The following is a 20020-nucleotide window of genomic DNA, read 5'->3' as shown; positions in this document are numbered from 1 at the left end:
TCCTGAGGCCGGGCCCCGGGCGGCTCAGTGCCCGGGGGCGGCGGTGCGGCGCAGAAGGGTGATGGCGCCGACCGTGTCCTCCGCCGCGTGGGCGGCCGGGTCGGCGTCCAGGCGTTCGCGCATCAGGTGCAGGTACGGCTCGATCAGCTCGGCGCTCACCCCCTGGTCGGCGGCGGTGCGCAGCAGCGTGCCGCTCGCCTGGACCTGCATGGCGAGGCCGGACACCACTCCGGTGGTGAAGTCGCGGGAGGTCAGCCGCTCGGCGGCGTTCCCGACGAAGAAGCCCATCGCGCCCAGCCACTCCGACAGCAGCGGTGCCAGGTCCTTCGGTGCGATGTCCTCGCCCTCGATCAGCGCGTAGGCGTGCGAGATCCCGGCGAACAGCCCGTACATCGCGCTCAGCAGCGCCACGTCGTGCAGGGCCGCGTGGCCCGGGTCCGCGCCGACGAAGCGGGCGCCGGCCGGGACCTCCAGGGTCGACCGGTGGGTGTCGAAGAGGGCGCGGGAGCCGCTGTAGAAGACGTAGCCGCCGGTCTCCGGGGCGCCGATCATCGACGGGACGGCCATGATCCCGGCATCCACGAAGCGGGCGCCGCGCTCCTCGGCCCAGGCGGCGCGGGCGCGGCCCTCGGCGGGGGTGCCGGTGGTGAGGTTGACCAGGTCCTTGCCGGTCAGGTCGACCCCGTCCAGCACGGAGCCGATGCTCGCGTCGTCCAGCAGGCAGAGCACGATCAGGGTGTTCGCGGCGACGGCCCCGGCGGGGGTGGTGGCGACGGCCGCGCCCCCGGCGGCCAGGGGCGCGGCCTTGGCGGGGGTGCGGTTCCAGACGGTCAGGGGGTGGCCGGCGGCGAGCCAGGTCCGGGCGAGGGCGGTGCCCATGTCGCCGAGGCCGAGCAGGGTGAGCGGGCGGTGCTCGGTGTCGTTGTCGGTCATGCCGTTTAGCCTGGTGGCAGGCTGACGGGTGCTCAAGTACGCACTTCGGAGTGGGTGCTTACCCCGGGGTGAGCGAGCAGGTGGGAGGGGTGGGCGGGATGGCGACGGTGCGCAGGCCGGGGGCGGACCACTGTGGGATCGCCGCGGCGATGGCGGTGATCGACGGCAAGTGGAAGGTTTCGATCCTGTGGGAGCTGGAGCAGTGCCCGGGCCGTCGGTTCGGTGAGCTGCGCCGGCTGGTCCCCGGGGTCTCGGAGAAGGTCCTCGCGGCGCAGCTGAGAGAGCTGGAAGCGGACGGCATCGTCCACCGCGAGGTCTTCGACGAGGTCCCGCCGCGCGTGGAGTACTCCCTGACCCCGCTCGGCCAGGAGCTGAGCGGGGCCCTGGAATCCCTGGGGGAGTGGGGCGCCAAGCACCTGCTGCCCGATTCGGCCTAGGACCCGATCCGCGGGCAGGAGGTCCCCCGTTCCGCCGCCCCGGCGGCGTGGCTGCTCGCCTCGATGCGGATTCCGGGCGTGTCATGTGTGCGGGCCAGTGGGCGCCCGTACGCGTCGGAAAGAGCGCCCGGGACGGGCCGGAGGCACCTCCGCCCGCACGGCCGAGACGAACATCCCGTGCCGAGGCTGAGGAGCCAAGATGAAACGTCCCGCGCGCCGTTCCCTGCTCACGGCGGGGGTCGGCGGATCGGTCGCGGCCGTCGTCTCCGCGGCCTTCCTGCTGCGGGGCGGCCCCGGGGCACCCGGACCGGCGCCCTCCCCCACACCGCCGGGGCCGTCCGCCTCCGGGGCCGGCTCGCTCCGCACGGACCTGACCGTACGCAGCAGGCTGCTCGGGCGGGACGTCCCGTACAGCCTCTACCTGCCCGCCCGGGCGGCCTCCGTGCGCCGGGAGGGCGGGCCGGACGCCGGGGTCCCGGTCCTCTTCCTCCTGCACGGCACGAGCGGGAGCCATACCGACTGGGTCGTCAAGGGTGGCATCGTGCCGACCCTGGAACGGGCCGTCGCGGCGGGCCGGATCCCGGCATGCGCCCTCGCCATGCCCGACGCCCGGCGCGACCCCGGCCGGCCCGGCGGCGGCCAGGACGAGACGTTCTACATCAACGACCTCGACGCCGCCGGAGCCGGCGGCGACACCCTGCGCTACGAGGACATGTTCATCGAGGAGTTCGTCCCAGCCGTCGAACAGGCCCACGGGCTGGGCGGCCGGCCGGAGAAGAGGGCCATCGCCGGGCTCTCCATGGGCGGCTACGGCGCGCTGATGTACGCCCTGCGCTACCCGGGCCTGTTCGGTGCCGCCGCCGGACTGAGCACGGCGCACTTCACCGACGAGGGCTACCGCGCGATCCCGATGAAGGAGTGGAACCGCTTCTTCGGCCACGCCTTCGGCCGTGATCTGGCGGGCTCGGCCCGCCTGACGGCCCGCTTCCGGGAGTACGACCTGGCCGACATGATCCGCCGCACCGCCCCCGACCGCCTCCGCCGCGCCCGCTACCACCTCGGCTGCGGGACCGAGGACGCCAACCACCTGCCGGGGACCGAGGACCTGAGCACCGCCTTCGCGGCCCGCGGGGCGGACACTGAGACGGTCCTGCAACCGGGCGGCCACAACTGGCCCTACTGGAGCGTCGCGGCGGAACGCATGCTGGACTTCTTCGGCCGCCGGCTCGGCTGACCCCGCCCGGACCGGCGCTTCCGCAGCAGGCCCTAGGCCGCCGGGACGTCCGCCGTGGCCACGGTCGCGGTGTGGGCGTCGGCCTCGGCGAGGGGGGTGCCGTCCGGGGCCCAGACGGCCGCGCCGCCGCAGCCCGTCCAGGGGCCCGCCGGGCCGACGTGGTTGGCGAGGACCACGTAGAGGCCGTGTTCCTTCGCCATGCCCGGGTAGACGGTGGCGCGTTCGGTGATGCCGTCGCCGGTGCCGTAGAGGGAGCTGGCGAGGTGGACGCGGCAGCCGTCGGCCGCGCCCCGGGCGGGCAGGTCGGGGAAGTGGTTGTCGAAGCAGACGCCCAGGGAGAAGCGGATGCCGCCGAGTTCGAAGCGGCCGTCCGTGGTGCCGGGGGTGAAGGCGCCCTGTTCGTGCTGGTAGAGGTGCTGCTTGGCGTAGGTGGTGAGGTGCGTGCCGTCCGCGTCGTAGACCAGGGTCGCGAGGGCCGGCAGCGGGTCGGGCGTGCGCAGGGCGGCGTTGACGGCGACCGCGATGCCGGCCGAGCGCAGCCCGTCCAGGCGGGGGTCGTCGGCACCGGACAGCCACAGGGCGGGGTCCTCGGCGATGGCTTGCATCTCGTAGCCGGTGAGCGTCAGTTCCGGGAAGAGCACGAGCTCCGCGCCCTCGTTCCGGGCCCGTGCGGCGAGGGCGGTGGCCTGCGCGGCGTTGGCGGTGACGTCGGCGGGTATGCAGGTCAGCTGTGCGGCGGCGATCTTCATGGGGTTCAGGATGCCAGGGAGGGGGAGGTGGCGCCGGGAAGCTCTCCGCGGCGGCGTACGAGGGCCAGCTCCACCAGGTTGAGGCCGGTCACCACCGCGGTCAGCAGCGCGAGCGCCGCCAGCGAGGGCAGCAGCAGGGCCGCGGGCAGCAGGAGCAGGACGGCCGCGGCGGCCGTCAGCCGGGTCACCGACCAGGAACGGAACAGGTGCCAGCGGGTGTATCCGAAGGTGGCGAGGAAGAGGGCGCAGCCCCCGTAGAGGAGGGCGGCGACACCGAGCGGGAGCCGGGCCCCGGGGTGGGCGACGGCCTCGGCCATGCCGACGGCGACCGCGATGACCGAGGCGATCAGGGAGAGGTGCCCGTACGAGAGGACCTGCCGGGCCACGTCGGCCCGTACGGCGGCGGTCTCCAGGCCGTGCCGGACGGCGTCGGCGGCGAGGTGGAAGTACACCCACCACAGGCCGCAGACCAGGGCGAAGGCCACGGCGACGGCGGCCAGGGCGCCGGTGTCCAGCGCGGGCGCGGAGGCCACCGGGGCGCCGACGGCCACGATGGACTCGCCGAGCGCGATCATCACGAACAGGCCGAACCGCTCGGCGAGATGGCCCGAGTCGAAGGCCAGCCGGACCATGTGGGGGCGGGTCAGCCGGGGCGCGGCCAGGTCCACGGCGGCGGCCAGCGCCCACAGCCCGGTCCGGGCCGTTCCGTCGAGGAAGGAGCCGGCCAGCAGCAGCGGGCCGCTGACCAGCACGGACACGGTCACCGGGGTGAGCCGCAGGCGGCGGCTGCGGCCGTGCGCGAGGGCGGCGAGCACCAGGCGGGCGCCGAAGTAGGCGCCGGCCAGGAGCGGTCCGCGGTCCCCGAAGGCGTCGGGCAGGGCCAGGGCCATCAGCAGGCCGCACAGTCCGGCGGCGAAGAGACCGATGCGCTCGCCGGGCCGGTCGGCGTCGTGGGTGTTGGCGTGGACGGTGTTGCCCACCCACACCCAGTAGACGGGTACGAACACGATCAGGGCCCGGCCGGTGCCGGCCCATCCGTGGTCGTGGTGGAGCAGTGCCGAGACCTGCGTCACGGCGAAGACCAGCACCAGGTCGAAGAACAGCTCCGACCACGTGACCTTCTTCTCCCGCTCTTGCGGCTCCATGTCGTGTCCCCCCGGTCGAAGTCCGGGGGAAAGGATGCCCGTTGGCGGTCGAGTGCTACGCGCCGGGGCCCCTCAGCAGGGTCAGGAAGGAGCGGAACGCGGCGGGCATGTCCACCGATTCCGGGGCCAGCAGCCACTGGTACTGGAGGCCGTCCATGACCGCCGTCAGCAGTGGAGCGGCCTGTTCCGGGGTGAGGCCGGAGGGCAGGAGCTCGCCGAACTCGGCCCGCAGCAGGTCGGCCATCTCCCCGCGGACCTGCGCGTAGCGCTCGGTGAAGAAGGTGCGGGCGGGGTGGCCGTCGGTGACGCTCTCGCCGAGCAGGGCCGAGAAGGTCTGCACGATGCCCGGGCGCATGGCGTTGTACTCGACCAGCGAGGCCAGCAGGTCCAGGCGCCAGGCGCCGGCCGAGGCGCGGGAGCCGCCGCCGGTGTCCCAGCGGTCGCGTTCCTCCAGGACCGCGACGAGCAGGGCCTCCTTGGTCGGGAAGTAGTGCAGCAGGCCCTGCTGGGTCAGGCCCACGCGTTCGGCGACGGAGCCCAGGGAGGCGCCCCGGTAGCCGCGCTCCGCGATCACCTCGACCGCCGCGCGGACGATCTCGCCGCGGCGCTCCTCGCTCTTCGCCCTGACCATCGCCCGCCACACCCCTTCCGATCGGACCTGCCCGGCAGTCGTACGACCGTACGCCATCGATACGTCACGAAAAGATTACAAGACCTACCGGGTTACAGGGAATGGGTCCACCATGGGCCCACCGCACCGCACCCACACAGCGAGGAGGCACGGCCGTGACCGCTGCCGATCAGGTCCCCGACGAGCGCGCGAGCGAGCAGCTGCGCGAAGACGCCGTCGAGGCCGCCCTGGACAAGCTGGACCTCGACGCCAAGGCCCGGCTCCTGGCCGGCCAGGACATGTGGTCCCTGCCCGCCCTCCCGGAGATCGGGCTGGACTCCCTGGTCATGTCCGACGGGCCCATCGGCGTCCGCGGCGTGCGCTGGACCGCCGACGACCCCTCGATCGCCCTGCCCTCCCCGACGGCCCTCGCCGCCTCCTGGGACCCGGACCTGGCCCGCCGGGCCGGCCGGCTGCTGGCCCAGGAGGCCCGCCGCAAGGGCGTCCACGTCCTCCTCGCACCCACCGTCAACCTGCACCGCTCCCCGCTCGGCGGCCGCCACTTCGAGTGCTACTCCGAGGACCCGTACCTGACCGGGGCCATCGGCACCGGCTACGTCCAGGGGGTCCAGGACGGCGGCATCGGCACCACCGTCAAGCACTTCGCGGGCAACGACGCCGAGACCGAGCGCTTCACCGTCGACTGCGCCATCGCCCCGCGCCCGCTGCGCGAGCTCTACCTGGCGCCCTTCGAGGCGATCGTCCGCGGCGCCCGTCCCTGGGGCGTCATGACCGCCTACAACCGGGTCAACGGGATCACCATGACCGAGCACGCGCAGCTGGTGAACGGGATCCTGCGCGGCGAATGGGGCTTCGACGGCTACAACGTCTCCGACTGGATGGCGGCCCGCTCCACCACCGGCTGCATCGACGGCGGCCTCGACGTGGCCATGCCCGGCCCGACGACCGTCTACGGGCCCGCCCTCGCCGCCGCCGTCCGCGCCGGGGAGGCCGACGGGGCCGCCGTCGACGGGGCCGTGCGCAACGTCCTGCGCCTCGCCGCCCGCGCGGGCCTGCTGGAGGGCGCCCCCGCCGCCGTCACCGAGCTCCCCGCGCCGCTCGACGGGCAGGCCCTGGCCCGCGAGCTGGCCGCCCGCGGGGCCGTCCTCGTCCGCAACGAGGGCGGCGCCCTGCCCCTGGACCGCACCCCGGGCCGCACGCTCGCCCTGATCGGCGCGGCCGCCCGCGACGCCCGCGTCCTGGGCGGCGGCAGCGCCACCGTCTTCCCCGAACGGGTGGTCTCCCCGCTCGACGGACTCACCGCCGCCCTGCCCGAGGGGGCCCTGACCTACGCCGTCGGCGCCGACCCGAGCGAGGAACCCGCCCCCGCCGGGCAGGGGTTCGAGCTCCGTGCCGTCTGCCGCGACGCCTCCGGGGCGGTCCTCGGCGAGGGCGGGCTGCCGTCCGGGCAGGTCCAGTGGATCGGCGAGGACCTGCCCGAGGGGGTCTCGTACGAGACGATGGCCTCCATCGAGGTCACCGGGACGTTCGTCCCGCGCGAGAGCGGCGAGCACGTCTTCGGCACCCGCGGGCTCGGCGCCTTCCGCCTGGCCGTCGGCGGGCGGACCCTGTGGGAGGGCGTCCAGGAGATGGGCGCGGAGGCCGACCCCTTCGAGGCCTTCTTCGGCGCCCCCAGCGAGCGCGCCCGGGCCGTCCTGACCGCCGGGGAGCCCGTCGAGGTCTCGCTGGCCTACCAGGTCCCCGACATGGGCGCGATGCCGCTCAGGGCCGTCATGTTCTCCCTGCTGCACCGCGGCCCGCGCCGCGACGCCGACGAGCTGATCGCCGAGGCCGTACGCGCCGCCCGCGCCGCCGACACCGCCGTCGTGGTCGTCGCCACCACCGAGCGGGTGGAGTCCGAGGGCTTCGACCGCGGCGACCTCGCCCTGCCGGGCCGCCAGGACGACCTCGTGCGGGCCGTCGCCGCCGCCAACCCCCACACCGTGGTCGTCGTCAACGCCGGCTCCCCCGTGGAGCTGCCCTGGCGCGAGGACGTCGCCGCCGTCCTGCTCAGCTGGTTCCCCGGGCAGGAGGGCGGGGCCGCGCTGGCCGACGTGCTCCTCGGGGACGCCGAGCCCGGCGGCCGCCTGCCCACCACCTGGCCCGCCACCCTCGCCGACGCGCCCGTCACCGAGGTGGTCCCGCAGGAGGGGCGCCTGGAGTACCGCGAGGGGCTGTTCATCGGCTACCGGGCCTACGAGGCGCACGGCGTGACCCCCGCCTACCCCTTCGGGCACGGGCTCGGCTACACCGACTGGGCCTACGAGTCCCTGGAGGCCACCGCCGAGTCCGTCCGGGTCCGCCTCACCAATACCGGCACCCGGCCCGGCCGCGAGGTCGTCCAGGTCTACCTCGCCCCCGCCTGCGACCCCGTGGAGCGCCCGGCGAGCTGGCTGGCCGGCTTCGCCTCCGTCTCCGCCGCGCCCGGGGAGAGCGTCGAGGCGGAGATCGAGCTGCCCGCCCGGACCTTCGAGATCTGGGACGAGGAGGCGAACGGCTGGCGCCGGATCGGCGGCGCCTACGAGGTCCGCGCGAGCCGTTCGCACGCCGACACCCGGCTGACGGCCACCCTCGACCTGTAGCCGCGGCGCATCCGCGACCCGCCGGGGCGGGGGATTGGCCGGAAATCACCCCCGCCGCGGCGTAAGCACCGGGCCGGGTGCGGCCCCTGACCCCCCGCCACCACCGGGCGGCGCCCCCGGCCCCCCGGCCCCTTCCCGTACCCGCGCCGTCAACGCGGCGGCTCGGCCGCCGTCACCTGCCGGTGGGCCAGTTCCGCGAGCCGCGCCTGCCCGTCCCGGCCGGGGTGGAACCAGTCCCAGTGGCTCAGCTGCTCCGCCCCGAACGGGTACTGGAAGACGGCCCCGCCGTCGTAGCGGCACAGGGCGTCCTGCGCGCAGACCTGGCGCAGCACCTCGTTGTACTCGACCACGCGCGCCCGTACCTTCTCCCGCCGGGCCGTCGCCCCGGCGTCGGCGGCCAGGGGCTCGGCCAGCATCGACTGGCAGATCCCCAGCTTCCAGATCTGCCGGACCATCGGGCTGTCCTTGCCCTGCTCCCACAGCCGTTGAAGGTCCGGCACGGAGGACACGTACACCTGCGAGTCCGGCGAGGCCGCCCGCAGCCCCTTCAACGCCTGTTCGAATTGGGCCCGGAAGTCCGCCACCGAGGTCATCGACGAAGCCGTGGGCCGGCAAGCGTCGTTCGAGCCGACCATCACCGTGACCAGGCCCGGCTTGTGCTCCGCCGCCTCGGCCAGCTGCCCGGGCAGGTCCGCCATGCGCGAGCCCGTCACCGCGTAGTTCCAGCTGCGCGCGGGCACCTCCGCCCCGCCCAGCAGCCGGGCGGCCAGGGAGTTGACGGCGGGGTCGCTGCCGGTGGCCCAGGAGACCTCCGGGCAGTCGGCCAGTACCGAACAGGCGTCGAACCCGCGGGTGATGGAGTCCCCGACGGCGGCCACGGACGTCGGCGCCGGGTTCCAGCGCGGCCTGGCCTGCGCCCCGCGCTCGCCCGCCTTCGCCGCCGGCCCGCCGTCGTCACAGCCCGTCACCATCGTGGCCAGTACGGCCGCCGCCACGCCCGCGCCGGTGACGGTCCGGCGTACGCGGCGCCGCGCGGCGGTGGTGCGCATCGGGTGGTCCCTCCCTCGTCGCCCCGCGTCCTTCCGAGGGCGTCCTGCTGAGTGAATGCTCTGTGTTTACGGGCTTCGGAGCGACCGTACGTCACACCATGACCCCTGGCGCACGGTAGCTTTTTCCCGTGGCGTTTCGGCCGCAGGTGCCGCTACGCAATGTCCAATATTTTCCGTTACATTACATCACGTCACATACTGTCCGTTTTATGGAGTTTATTCCCGACCTCGTCCCACACTGGAGGTCCCGGTGACGACACGTGGAGTTCTGTACGTGCATTCCGCACCGCGCGCGCTCTGCCCGCATGTGGAATGGGCTGTTGCGGGCGTGCTCGGGGTGCGGGTGAACCTCGACTGGATCCGGCAGCCCGCCTCCCCCGGCACCTGGAGAGCCGAGTTCTCCTGGCAGGCCGAGGCGGGCACCGCCTCGAAGCTCGCCTCCGCCCTGCGAGGCTGGCACCTGCTCCGCTTCGAGGTGACCGCCGAGCCCTGCCCGACCGCCGAGGGCGAGCGCTACAGCTCCACCCCGGACCTCGGCATCTTCCACGCCGTCACCGGCATGCACGGCGACATCCTGATCCCCGAGGACCGGCTGCGCGCCGCCCTCGCCCGCTCCGCGCGCGGCGAGACCGACCTGGAGGCCGAGATCGCCAAGCTGCTCGGCAAGCCCTGGGACGACGAACTGGAGCCCTTCCGCTACGCCGGCGAGGGGGCCCCGGTCCGCTGGCTCCACCAGGTGGTCTGAGGACGCGAACGAGGAAGGCCCCCTCCCGGCACTGCTGCCGGGAGGGGGCCTTCCTCGTGGTACGGGTCCCTACCCTCAGACCGTGCGGAACGCCAGGGAGACGTTGTGGCCGCCGAAACCGAAGGAGTTGTTGATCGCGGCGATCGGACCGTCGACGGGCAGCTTGCGGGCCTCGCCGCGCACGATGTCCGCGTCGGCCTCGTCGTCCAGGTCGTCGATGTTGATCGTCGGCGGGGCGATCCGGTGGTACAGCGCCAGCACGGTCGCGACGGTCTCGATACCGCCCGCGCCGCCCAGCAGGTGACCGGTCATCGACTTGGTCGCGGAGATCGCGACGTGGTCGAGGTCGTCGCCCAGGACCTTGCGCAGCGCCTTCAGCTCGGCCGTGTCACCCTGCGGGGTGGACGTGGCGTGCGCGTTGACGTGGACCAGCTCGGACGGGTCGAGCTCGGTGTTGTCGAGCAGGTTGCGCAGGGCGGCCGCGACACCGCGGCCCGTCGGCTCCGGCTGCGCGATGTGGTGGCTGTCCGCGGACAGACCCTGCCCCAGCACCTCGCAGTAGACCCGGGCGCCGCGCTTGGCGGCGTGCTCGGCGGACTCCAGGACCACGACGCCGGCGCCCTCGCCGAGGACGAAGCCGTCGCGGGCCTTGTCGTAGGGGCGGGAGGCCGTGGTCGGGCTCTCGTTGTTCTTGGACATCGCCATCATGTTGGCGAACGCCGCGATCGGCAGCGGGTGGATCGCCGCCTCGGTGCCGCCGGCGACGACCACGTCGGCACGGCCGGTACGGATCATCTCGACGGCGTAGCCGATGGCCTCCGCGCCCGAGGCGCACGCGCTGACGGGGGTGTGCACACCGGCGCGGGCGTTGACTTCCAGGCCGACGTTGGCCGAGGGGCCGTTCGGCATGAGCATGGGGACGGTGTGCGGGGAGACCCGGCGCACACCCTTTTCCTTCAGTACGTCGTACTGGTCGAGCAGGGTGGTGACACCGCCGATACCGGAGGCGATCACGGTGCCCAGACGCTCGGGGACGATCGTCTCGTCCTCGCCCGCCGGAGCGGTGTAACCCGCGTCGGCCCAGGCCTCACGGGCGGCGATGAGGGCGAACTGCGCCGAGCGGTCGAGCTTGCGGGCCAGCGGGCGCGGGAGCACCTCGCTCGGGTCCACGGCGGCCTGGGCTGCGATACGGACCGGCAGTTCGGCGAAGCGCTCGCCCTCCAGGGGCGAGACGCCGGACCGGCCGGCGAGCAGACCTTCCCAGGTCGAAGCGCTGTCGCCACCCAGCGGAGTGGTTGCGCCGATACCGGTGACGACCACGGTGCGATTGGTCGGGCTCACAGGAATTCTTTCTCCACGTCTCAGGGGGTGCTGAATTGTCACGGCGCCACCGCCGGGTGGCGACAAACGCTCGTCAGGCTCAGGCCTGGTGCTTCAGGATGTAGTCAGCGGCGTCGCCGACCGTCTTGAGGTTCTTGACGTCCTCGTCCGGGATCTTGACGTCGAAGCGCTCTTCGGCGGCGACGACGACCTCGACCATGGACAGCGAGTCGACGTCCAGGTCGTCGGTGAAGGACTTGCCGATCTCGACGTCCTCGACCGGGATGCCCGCGATCTCGTTGACGATCTCCGCGAGACCCTCGACGATTTCTTCCTGCGTGGCGGCCATGTGGCGCTCCTTCTGTAGCTAGCTAGCTGGTGGTTCAGGTCCGGGAAGTGATCCGGGCCCTAGGGGAGGGTAACGACCGTCGCGGCGTAGACGAGCCCCGCCCCGAAGCCGATGACGAGCGCGGTGTCGCCGCTCTTCGCCGCTCCGGTCGCCAGGAGCCGCTCCATGGCGAGCGGGATCGAGGCGGCCGACGTGTTGCCGGTGGTTTCCACGTCACGGGCGACCGTGACGTGCTCCGGCAGCTTGAGAGTCTTCACCATCGAGTCGATGATCCGCATGTTGGCCTGGTGCGGAATGAAGACGTCCAGGTCATCCGGGGTGATCCCGGCGGCGTCGAGCGCCTGCTGGGCCACCTTGGCCATCTCGAAGACGGCCCAGCGGAAGACCGCCTGACCCTCCTGGGTGATGGCCGGGAACTTCTGGGCGGTGTCCGTGCTGCGGAACTCGTCCCACGGCACGGTCTGCTTGATGGTCTCGGACTTGTCGCCCTCCGAACCCCACACCGTGGGGCCGATGGCCGGCTCGTCCGAGGGGCCGACGACCACGGCGCCGGCGCCGTCGCCGAACAGGAAGGCCGTCGCCCGGTCCTCCAGGTCCGTCAGGTCCGACAGCCGCTCGACCCCGATGACCAGGACGTACTCGGCGGAACCTTCCACCACCATGCCCTTGGCGAGGGTCAGGCCGTAGCCGAAACCGGCACAGCCCGCGGAGATGTCGAAGGCGGCGGGCTTGCCCGCGCCGATCCGGTGCGCGATCTCGGTCGCGACGGCCGGGGTCTGCTTGAAGTGCGAGACCGTCGAGACGATCACCGCGCCGATCTGCTCGGGGGAGACCCCGGCGTCGGCGAGCGCCTTGCCGGAGGCCTCCACCGACATCGCGGCGACGGTCTCCTGGGGCGAGGCCCAGTGCCGGGTCGCGATGCCGGAGCGGGAGCGGATCCACTCGTCCGAGGAGTCGATCTTCTCGAGGATGACCTCGTTGGGCACCACCCGGGTCGGGCGGTAGCCGCCGACGCCGAGGATGCGGGCGTACGGGGAGCCCTTGGCCGGCTTGATCTTGGACATGCTGTGTGGGCTCCTACTCTCAGGCCGTCAGCTCGGCGATGAGCTGCGCGGCCTTGTCGAGGTCGTCCGGCGTCTTCAGCGCCACGTTCGGCACGCCCTTGAGCGCGCGCTTGGCCAGACCCGTCAGGGTGCCGCCGGGGCTCAGCTCGACGATCCCGGTGACGCCCAGCTTGGAGAAGGTCCCCATGCACAGGTCCCAGCGCACCGGGTTCGCGACCTGGCCGACCAGGCGGGCGACGACGTCGGCGCCCGACTCGACCACGAGTCCGTCCTTGTTGGACACGTACTTCAGCGCCGGGTCGGCCGGGGCGAGGGCCTGGGCGGTCTCCGCCAGCGTGGCGACGGCGGGCGCCATGTGGTGCGTGTGGAAGGCCCCCGCGACCTTGAGGGCGACGACCTTCATCGAGCCCTCGGGCTTGTCGGCGACCAGGGCCGCGATCTGCTCCGCGGTGCCGGCGGCCACGATCTGGCCCGCACCGTTGATGTTGGCCGGGGTCAGGCCCAGGTTCTGCAGGTGCGCGACGACCACGTCCTGGTCACCGCCCAGGACCGCGGCCATGCCCGTCTCGGTGACGGCGGCGGCCTCGGCCATGGCCAGCCCGCGGGTGCGGACGAACGACAGCGCGTCGCCCTCGTCCAGCACACCGGCGAACGCGGCCGCGGTGATCTCACCGACGCTGTGGCCGGCGACGGCACCGAAGGCCGAGGCGTCCAGCGCGGAAGCGGACAGCAGGCCGGCCGCGACCAGCAGGGGCTGGGCCACCGCCGTGTCGCGGATCTCGTCCTCGTCGGCCTTGGTGCCGTAGTGGACGAGGTCCAGCCCGATGGCGTCCGACCACCCCGCGACGCGTTCGGCGGCGCCGGGGAGTTCGAGCCAGGGAGTCAGGAAGCCGGGCGTCTGAGCGCCTTGGCCGGGAGCGACGAGTACGAGCACCCTCACACTCTCTCTTGTGGGTGGTCTCCGCCGCCCGTGGGGACAGGGACGAAGAACCGTCGGGGTAATTGTTGATGTCCAACAAAAGTTTAGGGCTGCTGATCTCCGTCGGCCAGACGCCCGAGGATCAGGGCGATCCGCAGCGTGAACGCCGAACGGACATCGGAGGGTGACCAGCCGGTGACGTCGGTCACACGTCGGAGCCGGTAGCGCACCGTGTTGGGGTGCACGAACAGCATCCGCGCGGCCCCCTCCAGGCTGCTCGCCTGCTCCAGGTAGACGCTCAGCGTCTCCAGCAGCGCCGAGCCCGCTTCTTCCAGCGGTCTGTAGATCTCCTCCACCAGCTGCTCCCTGGCCGAGGGATCCGAGGCGATCGCGCGCTCGGGCAGGAGATCGTCCGCCAGCACCGGACGCGGAGCGTCCTGCCAGGCCGTGCAGGCCTTCAGCCCCGCGGCCGCCGCCTGCGCCGACTTCGTCGCGTTCAGCAGGTCCGGGACCACCGGCCCCGCCACCACCGGACCGGCCGCGAACGGCCCGATCAGGGACTTCGCCACCTGGAGCGGGTTGTCGCTGCCCCCCGCGATCACCACCAGCCGGTCGCCCAGCACCCCCGTGAGCACCTGGAGCTTGTGGTGGCGGGCCGCACGGCGGATCGCCTCCACCGTCAGCTCGCTGTCCCCCTCCGGAGCGGTGCCCAGGACCACGCACACGTGCTCCGGGGAGTTCCAGCCCAGCGCCGCGGCCCGCGACAGCGCGCCCTCGTCCGCCTCGCCCGACAGCACCGCGTTGACGACGAGGGATTCCAGCCGGGCGTCCCACGCCCCGCGCGCCTCGGCGGCCTGCGCGTACACCTGGGCCGTCGCGAACGCGATCTCCCGGGCGTACACCAGCAGCGCCTCGCGCAGGATCGACTCGTCGCCGGGGGCCGCCACCTCGTCGATCGCGGCCTCCATGACCTCGATCGTCGTACGGACCATCTCCACGGTCTGGCGCAGGGTGATCGCCCGGGTCAGCTCCCGCGGGGCCGTGCCGAAGACGTCGGTGGAGATGGCCTGCGGGGTCTCGGGGTGCCGGAACCACTCGGTGAACGCGGCGATGCCGGCCTGGGCCACCAGGCCGATCCAGGACCGGTTCTCCGGAGGCATCGCCCGGTACCACGGCAGGGACTCGTCCATGCGCGCGATGGCGTTGGCGGCGAGCCGGCCGGAGGACTTCTCCAGCCGGCGCAGCGTTGCCGCGTGCGGATGGGCCGGATGCGCGGGCCGGGTCTCGGGGGAATGCTCACGTTCGGGTTGGGGCACGGGACAAGACTGCCTTATCGACGGCCCGGCGCGGACCCGGGTCCCGGGCCCGGGCCCCGGGGAGGCGGCTACGGTGGCTCCCATGATCGATGTACGCCGCGCCGCCGACCGGTACGCGGGAGGGGATCCGGACACCGGGATCACCACCCGGCACGCCTTCTCCTTCGGGTCCTTCTACGACCCGGACAACATCCGCTTCGGCCCGGTGCTCGCCTGCAACGAGGAGCTGCTGGCCCCCGGCTCCGGCTTCGACGAGCACCCGCACAGCCACACCGAGATCGTGACCTGGGTGGTGGAGGGCGAGCTCACCCACCGCGACAGCACCACCGGCCACACCGCCGCCGTACGGCCCGGGGACGTCCAGCGGCTGGGCTCCGGCTCCGGGGCCCGGCACGTGGAGCGCAACGACGGCGAACGGCCGCTGCGGTTCGTGCAGATGTGGCTCGCGCCGCTGGCCGCCGGCGGCGAGCCCTCGTACGAGGTCGTGCGCCACCTCGCGGACGGCACCCCGTACGAGGTCCCGGCAGCCGGGGCGGTGCTGCACGTGCGGCGGCCGGCCGCGGGCGAGCGGCTGCCCGTGCCGGACGCGGAGCGGGTCTACCTGCACGTGGTGCACGGGGACCTGCGGCTCGACGGGGCGGAGCTGGGGCCCGGGGACTCGGCGCGGATCACCGGCGAGAAGGGCCTGGAGGTCACGGCCGGCTCCCCGGGCGAGCTGCTGATCTGGGAACTCCCCGCCTAGTGCTGTGACCGGAGCTCCGCGAGGACCGCGTCGGTGAAGGGGGTCCACGCCTCCACGGCCCAGGGGCCGAAGGCGCGGTCCGTCAGCGCGACGCAGGCGGCGCGGACGTCGGGGTCCACCCACAGGAAGGTGCCGGACTGGCCGAAGTGCCCGAAGGTGCGCGGGGAGGAGGTGAGCCCCGTCCAGTGCGGGGACTTGCCGTCGCGGATCTCCAGGCCGAGCCCCCAGTCGTTGGGCGACTGGTGCCCGTAGCCCGGCAGGACGCCCTTGAGCCCGGGGTGGACCACCGCGGTGGCGTCGGCGACCGTGCGCACGTCCAGGAGCCGGGGCGCCTGGAGTTCGGCGGCGAAGCGCACCAGGTCGGAGACGGTGGAGACGCCGTCCTTGGCGGGGGAGCCCTCCAGGGACGAGGAGTCCATGCCCAGCGGCTCGAAGACGGCCTCGCGCAGGTAGTCGGCGAAGGGGATCCCGGTGGCCTTCGCGAGGTGGTCGCCGAGCACCTCGAAGCCGGCGTTGGAGTACAGCCGGCGCTGTCCGGGCGGGGCCGTCGCGCGGTGCTCGTCGAAGGCCAGGCCGCTGGTGTGGGCGAGGAGGTGACGGACCGTCGAGCCCTCGGGGCCGGCGGGCTCGTCCAGCTCGACCGCCCCCTCCTCGTACGCGACGAGGACCGCGTACGCGGCGAGCGGCTTGGTGACCGAGGCCAGCGGGAAACGCCGGTCCACCGGACCGTGGGAGCCGGCCAGGCTCCCGTCGGCGCGCACGACGGCCGCCGCGGCGGTCGGCACCGGCCAGTTCTCGACGGCCCGCAGGCTCTCCAGGCGGTTGACGCCCTCCATGCTCTCCATGCGCCCGAGCCTACTGGGCGCACTTGCCTGGAGTGCACTCAAGGGTTTTAGCGTAGCGGTCATGAACCTGACGGAGACCCGGTACACGATCAGCGAGGTCGAGGCCCGGACCGGTCTGACCCAGCACACGCTGCGCTGGTACGAGCGGATCGGCCTGATGCCGCACGTGGACCGCTCCCATTCGGGGCAGCGGCGGTTCAGCGACAAGGACCTCCAGTGGCTGGCCTTCGTGGGCAAGCTGCGGGCCACCGGGATGTCGGTGGCGGACATGGTCCGGTACGCCGAACTCGTCCGCGAGGGGGACCACACGGTCGACGAGCGCCGGGCGCTCCTGGAGCGGACGCGCAGGGAGGTGCTGGCGCGGGTCGCGGAGCTGACGGACGCGCTGGACGTCCTGGACTTCAAGATCGCACTGTACGCGGGAACGGGGAAGGCACAGTCATGACGGAGCAGACCACCATCGCACGCACCGAGCTGGGCAAGGGCGGCCCGGTCGTCGGGATCCAGGGCCTCGGCTGCATGGGCATGAGCGAGTTCTACGGGGACACCGACGAGACGGCGGCCCGCGAGACCCTGGACGCGGCGCTGGCCGCCGGGGTCACCCTCTTCGACACGGCGGACGTCTACGGGCGGGGCGCGAACGAGGAGTTCCTGGCACCCTTCGTGGCCGCCCACCGGGACGAGATCACCCTGGCCACGAAGTTCGCCATCGAGCGGAGCGACGACCCGGCCTACCGGGGCGTGCGCAACGACCGCGCGTACGTCCGGCAGTCCGTCGAGGGCAGCCTGCGGCGGCTCGGCGTGGACGTCATCGACCTCTACTACATGCACCGGCGGGACCCGGCCGTGCCCTTCGCCGAGTCGGTGGGCGCGATGGCCGAGCTGGTGCAGGAGGGCAAGGTGCGCCACCTGGGGCTCAGCGAGGTCACGGGCCCCGAGCTGCGCGAGGCGTACGCGGTGCACCCGATCGCGGCCCTGCAGTCGGAGTGGTCGCTGTTCAGCCGGGACGTGGAGCGCAGCGCGGTCGGGGCGGCGGCGGAACTGGGGGTGGCCTTCGTGCCGTACTCGCCCCTGGGCCGCGGGTTCCTGACGGGGGCCTTCGCGGACGCGGCGGCCGAGCTGCCGGCCGGTGACTTCCGGCGCAGCCAGCCGCGTTTCACGGGGGAGAACGCGCGGGCCAACGCGGCCCTGCTGGCTCCCATCCGGGAGGTCGCCGCCGCGCACGGGGTCACGGCGGCGCAGGTGGCGCTGGCGTGGGTGCAGCAGCGGGCGGCGGTGCACGGGCTGGCGGTCGTGCCGATCCCGGGGACCCGCAAGCCGGAGCGGCTCGCGGAGAACACGGCCGCGACCCGGCTCACGCTGACGGCGGCGGACCTGGCCCTCCTGGAGCCCCTCGCGGCCCGGGTGGCGGGCGCCCGCTACCCGGACATGACCTTCACGTCGGCGGCCCGCGAAGCCTGACCCGGGCGGGGGGCCGCTGCGCGGGTCCGGGGCGGCTACGCCCCGGCGGTGAAGCGGGCGCGGAGGGTTTCGTACTCCGCGTCCGTCAGCAGCCCCGTGCTGTGCAGCTCGCTCAGGTGCCGTAGCCGTTCCCCCGACACCCGGGCCCGGGGCACCGACCCCACCGGGGTCCGCTCCCGCAGCGCGGCGAGCACCGCCGCCGCGAACGGCAGCGACTCGTGCACCGCTCCGTAGCCCACGCCGAACACCGCCGCCGCGAGGTCGTGGTCGGGCGTGGCTGCGGGGCCCTCGGCGGGGTCCCGCGGCAGCAGCCGCAGGTACCCGCCTCCCGGGCGGTCGGGGGAGACCCACTCCACTCCGGCCAGCGCGGCCAGCGCGAACCTCTGGTCCCCGGCCCGCCACTTCGCGCTGCTGGCGCCCGTCCGCGACCAGTGGAAGGTCAGGGCCGAGCCGTCGAACGCCACCCGTGCGTCATACGCCTTGAGCGTGAGCGGCGGCTGCGGAACCGCGACGAGGAACCGTTCCGCCGGCGCCGCCCCGCCGCCGTCCACACCGTGCACGCCGTCCACACCGTGCACCCCGTCCGGGCCCAGCCGCTCGCGCAGCGCCTGCGCGAAGGCCGCGGCCTGGTCCGCCCGGTCGGCGGGCACCACCAGCCGGTACGGGTCGCAGGACTCCTTCAGCTGCCCGGCGGCAGCCTCCATCAGCGGATCGGCCCCGGGCCGGGGCACGGCGCGCAGCACCACGGCCTCCCGGCGCCCGACTCCGGCCGCGACGGTACCCACCGTCACCCCGGACAGCGCTTCGAGGGGGATCCGGCGCTCGCCCAGCGCGTGCCAGAGTCTTGGAGTCCGTATCCCCCGTGCGAAGCGGATGAGCACCGAGTCCGAGTCGGCGTCGAACTCCCAGACGGCATGATTTCCGGCCAGTACGTCACCCATGCGGCACATGGTAAAGGGACGCGCCCCCGCGCGTCCCCCTCGTCATCCGGCCCGATTTTTCGACTTGCTACGGGTTCGCGGAGCGTCAGTCACCGTCCGTGCCGGAAATTCCGCCCCGGCAGTCGGTGCTGCCGTTCGCGCACGCGACGGAACCGAAACCGCCGGTTCCGATCTTGGCGAAGTTCTCCAGCGAGGCGGTGCCTGGCTCGAAATAGCCGGTGTGGCTGTGGGCCCCGTCGGCCGACAGCAGCCGGGCGCCGAACCCGGGCGACACCGGGTCCGCCCCGTGGCCGACGCCGCCGACCTCCAGGTGCGGCACGTCGGCGATCCAGTCGCCCTCGGCGCGCGTGGCCCACACCCGCGCGGAGGTGTGCAGCTCCGCGGCGCTGCCGACGCGCATGCCGGGGCTGCCCGCCACCACCACGTCGGTCACCCGCTGCGGCAGGGCGTGGGCGGCGACCCCGCACACCACCGAGCCGTAGCTGTGGCAGAACAGGGCCACGCTCGCGTCCCCGGGCAGGGCCGCGGCGAGGGACTGCAGCCGTGCGGCGCCCTGCATCGCGAGCCGGCCGGTCGCGGCGTCCACGCCGACCCCGGCGGGGGCGACGTAGCCGGCCCAGGCGATGACGGCCGTACGGGCCGCGGGCGCGGCCGCGCGCTCGGCCTCGTACAGGGACTGCGCCATGCCGGCGGGGGCGGTCAGCCGGCGCTGGCTGCGCTCGAAGGTGAGGGCGTCGGTGTCCACCCCGGGGACGATCACCGAGACCCGGCGGGCCGTGTCGAGATCGCCGTAGACCTCGGCGACGAGGCCGTCGCCGGAGGGGTCGAAGAGGAGGATCTGCCGGCCGTCCTCGGCAAGGGACTCGAAGCGGTGCGCCCGGCGTATGGCGCCCGCCCGGTCGGCCGGGGTGAGGGCGACGTCCTTGCCCCGGGCCTCCTCCAGCCGCGCGGCCTGGGTGAGCGCGTTGTGGTTGGCCCGGTAGCGGGTCGCGGCGGGGACCCCGTCGAGGCTGCCGACCACGAGCGGGTAGCCGTCGGCGAGGCGGGTCCGCTGGGCGGCGTCGAGGCCGGCGAAGAAGCGGGCGACCGTCCGCACGGGGGCGTCGGCGGCCGGCACCGGCCGGCCTTCGACCCGCGCGGTGGCCCAGGCGGCGAGCGCGGCGGTCCGCACCGGAACCGCCGTGTCCGGGCGGTGCACGGCGGTCCAGCCGGTGGTCGCCAGCATGAGGAAGACGACGCCGAGCGCGAGCAGCATGCGCAGGACGGCCGGGCGCACGGGGGCGTCGGCGACGGGGTGGGCGGGGCGGCCGGGCAGGTTCACTGGAGCCAGACTAGGAGACCTCTGGAGCCAGTGGTGTCAGGGGTGACCGGACTCACGGCCGACCGGGGTACCCCGCGCCCCGCGCGGTCACGCTCCGTTGCGAGAGGGGCCGTTGGGGTCGCCGGAGGGGTGGCCGGAACCCGTCGGCGGAAGCTCCGGACCGCCCTCCGGTGCCGGGGCTCGGCGGCGCCCCGCCGC

Annotated in this window: 20 protein-coding genes; 7 read left to right on the top strand and 13 right to left on the bottom strand. The window is 73.8% G+C overall.

Features of this window, described 5'->3' with window-relative positions:
* Positions 1–24: 24 nt before the first annotated feature.
* The gene (locus B4U46_RS11595) at positions 25–933 is read right to left on the bottom strand and encodes an NAD(P)-dependent oxidoreductase (RefSeq protein ID WP_079426646.1); all 909 of its coding nucleotides are present in this window, start codon (positions 931–933) and stop codon (positions 25–27) included.
* 98 nt (positions 934–1031) lie between these two features.
* Between B4U46_RS11595 and B4U46_RS11590 the strand changes: the two genes are divergently transcribed.
* Together B4U46_RS11590 and B4U46_RS11585 are read left to right on the top strand one after the other, a co-directional pair.
* A complete protein-coding gene (locus B4U46_RS11590) occupies positions 1032–1370 on the top strand; it encodes a winged helix-turn-helix transcriptional regulator (protein WP_079431704.1) in 339 nt (112 codons plus the stop codon).
* A gap of 199 nt (positions 1371–1569) precedes the next feature.
* Positions 1570–2604, top strand: a complete 1035-nt coding sequence (locus B4U46_RS11585) for an alpha/beta hydrolase (RefSeq protein ID WP_079426644.1) — start codon at positions 1570–1572, stop codon at positions 2602–2604.
* Between the two features lie 32 nt (positions 2605–2636).
* Here B4U46_RS11585 and B4U46_RS11580 read toward each other — a convergent pair whose 3' ends face one another.
* From B4U46_RS11580 to B4U46_RS11570, 3 genes are read right to left on the bottom strand one after another with little or no spacing between them, the layout of a single operon-like run.
* Positions 2637–3353: a carbon-nitrogen hydrolase family protein gene (locus tag B4U46_RS11580; protein WP_079426642.1), complete on the bottom strand. Its 717-nt coding sequence runs from the start codon at positions 3351–3353 to the stop codon at positions 2637–2639.
* 5 nt (positions 3354–3358) lie between these two features.
* On the bottom strand, positions 3359–4498 hold the full coding sequence (locus tag B4U46_RS11575; RefSeq protein WP_079426640.1) for a low temperature requirement protein A: 1140 nt from the start codon (positions 4496–4498) through the stop codon (positions 3359–3361).
* A 55-nt stretch (positions 4499–4553) separates the two neighbouring features.
* Positions 4554–5129, bottom strand: a complete 576-nt coding sequence (locus B4U46_RS11570) for a TetR/AcrR family transcriptional regulator (protein WP_079426638.1) — start codon at positions 5127–5129, stop codon at positions 4554–4556.
* 101 nt (positions 5130–5230) lie between these two features.
* On the opposite strand from B4U46_RS11570, the gene B4U46_RS11565 reads away from it, so the two are divergent.
* Complete coding sequence (locus B4U46_RS11565) at positions 5231–7750, top strand: beta-glucosidase family protein (RefSeq protein ID WP_079426635.1); 2520 nt, start codon at positions 5231–5233, stop codon at positions 7748–7750.
* Positions 7751–7899: 149 nt separating this feature from the next.
* Here B4U46_RS11565 and B4U46_RS11560 read toward each other — a convergent pair whose 3' ends face one another.
* Positions 7900–8799, bottom strand: a complete 900-nt coding sequence (locus B4U46_RS11560; protein WP_079426633.1) for an SGNH/GDSL hydrolase family protein — start codon at positions 8797–8799, stop codon at positions 7900–7902.
* 250 nt (positions 8800–9049) lie between these two features.
* On the opposite strand from B4U46_RS11560, the gene B4U46_RS11555 reads away from it, so the two are divergent.
* Complete coding sequence (locus B4U46_RS11555) at positions 9050–9544, top strand: DUF3145 domain-containing protein (RefSeq protein WP_079426631.1); 495 nt, start codon at positions 9050–9052, stop codon at positions 9542–9544.
* Positions 9545–9619: 75 nt separating this feature from the next.
* Here B4U46_RS11555 and fabF read toward each other — a convergent pair whose 3' ends face one another.
* The 5 genes from fabF to B4U46_RS11530 form a co-directional block, all read right to left on the bottom strand.
* Positions 9620–10885, bottom strand: a complete 1266-nt coding sequence (gene fabF / locus B4U46_RS11550) for a beta-ketoacyl-ACP synthase II (RefSeq protein ID WP_079426629.1) — start codon at positions 10883–10885, stop codon at positions 9620–9622.
* 79 nt (positions 10886–10964) lie between these two features.
* Positions 10965–11213, bottom strand: coding sequence for an acyl carrier protein (locus B4U46_RS11545; protein ID WP_030227178.1), 249 nt, complete (start codon positions 11211–11213; stop codon positions 10965–10967).
* Between the two features lie 59 nt (positions 11214–11272).
* Entirely contained in the window at positions 11273–12277 is a 1005-nt protein-coding gene (locus B4U46_RS11540; RefSeq protein WP_079426627.1) for a ketoacyl-ACP synthase III, read from the bottom strand.
* A 19-nt stretch (positions 12278–12296) separates the two neighbouring features.
* Positions 12297–13211: an ACP S-malonyltransferase gene (locus tag B4U46_RS11535; protein ID WP_079426625.1), complete on the bottom strand. Its 915-nt coding sequence runs from the start codon at positions 13209–13211 to the stop codon at positions 12297–12299.
* A gap of 89 nt (positions 13212–13300) precedes the next feature.
* Positions 13301–14512: a PucR family transcriptional regulator gene (locus tag B4U46_RS11530; RefSeq protein WP_079426624.1), complete on the bottom strand. Its 1212-nt coding sequence runs from the start codon at positions 14510–14512 to the stop codon at positions 13301–13303.
* An 82-nt stretch (positions 14513–14594) separates the two neighbouring features.
* Between B4U46_RS11530 and B4U46_RS11525 the strand changes: the two genes are divergently transcribed.
* The gene (locus B4U46_RS11525; protein WP_079426622.1) at positions 14595–15254 is read left to right on the top strand and encodes a pirin family protein; all 660 of its coding nucleotides are present in this window, start codon (positions 14595–14597) and stop codon (positions 15252–15254) included.
* Here the strand turns inward: B4U46_RS11525 and B4U46_RS11520 are convergent.
* Complete coding sequence (locus B4U46_RS11520; protein WP_079431703.1) at positions 15251–16072, bottom strand: serine hydrolase domain-containing protein; 822 nt, start codon at positions 16070–16072, stop codon at positions 15251–15253. The two genes, B4U46_RS11525 and B4U46_RS11520, sit on opposite strands and share 4 nt — an antisense overlap.
* A gap of 88 nt (positions 16073–16160) precedes the next feature.
* Here B4U46_RS11520 and B4U46_RS11515 point away from each other — a divergent pair, with 88 nt between their 5' ends.
* Both B4U46_RS11515 and B4U46_RS11510 read left to right on the top strand, forming a co-directional pair.
* Positions 16161–16544, top strand: a complete 384-nt coding sequence (locus B4U46_RS11515) for a MerR family transcriptional regulator (protein WP_079426620.1) — start codon at positions 16161–16163, stop codon at positions 16542–16544.
* The gene (locus B4U46_RS11510; protein WP_079426619.1) at positions 16541–17560 is read left to right on the top strand and encodes an aldo/keto reductase; all 1020 of its coding nucleotides are present in this window, start codon (positions 16541–16543) and stop codon (positions 17558–17560) included. The genes B4U46_RS11515 and B4U46_RS11510 overlap by 4 nt, the downstream gene beginning before the upstream one ends.
* A gap of 35 nt (positions 17561–17595) precedes the next feature.
* Here the strand turns inward: B4U46_RS11510 and B4U46_RS11505 are convergent, their stop codons facing one another.
* Positions 17596–18501 (bottom strand): DUF4429 domain-containing protein, encoded by a 906-nt coding sequence (locus B4U46_RS11505; RefSeq protein ID WP_079426617.1) that lies wholly within the window; start codon positions 18499–18501, stop codon positions 17596–17598.
* 85 nt (positions 18502–18586) lie between these two features.
* Positions 18587–19756 (bottom strand): alpha/beta hydrolase, encoded by a 1170-nt coding sequence (locus B4U46_RS11500; protein WP_079431702.1) that lies wholly within the window; start codon positions 19754–19756, stop codon positions 18587–18589.
* Positions 19757–20020 lie beyond the last annotated feature (264 nt).

Origin of the sequence: Streptomyces katrae (assembly GCF_002028425.1) — a bacterium.
GTDB lineage: Bacteria > Actinomycetota > Actinomycetes > Streptomycetales > Streptomycetaceae > Streptomyces > Streptomyces katrae_A.
The sequence above is the reverse complement of the archived record's forward strand: the minus strand, read 5'-3'. Positions and strand labels throughout refer to the sequence as shown.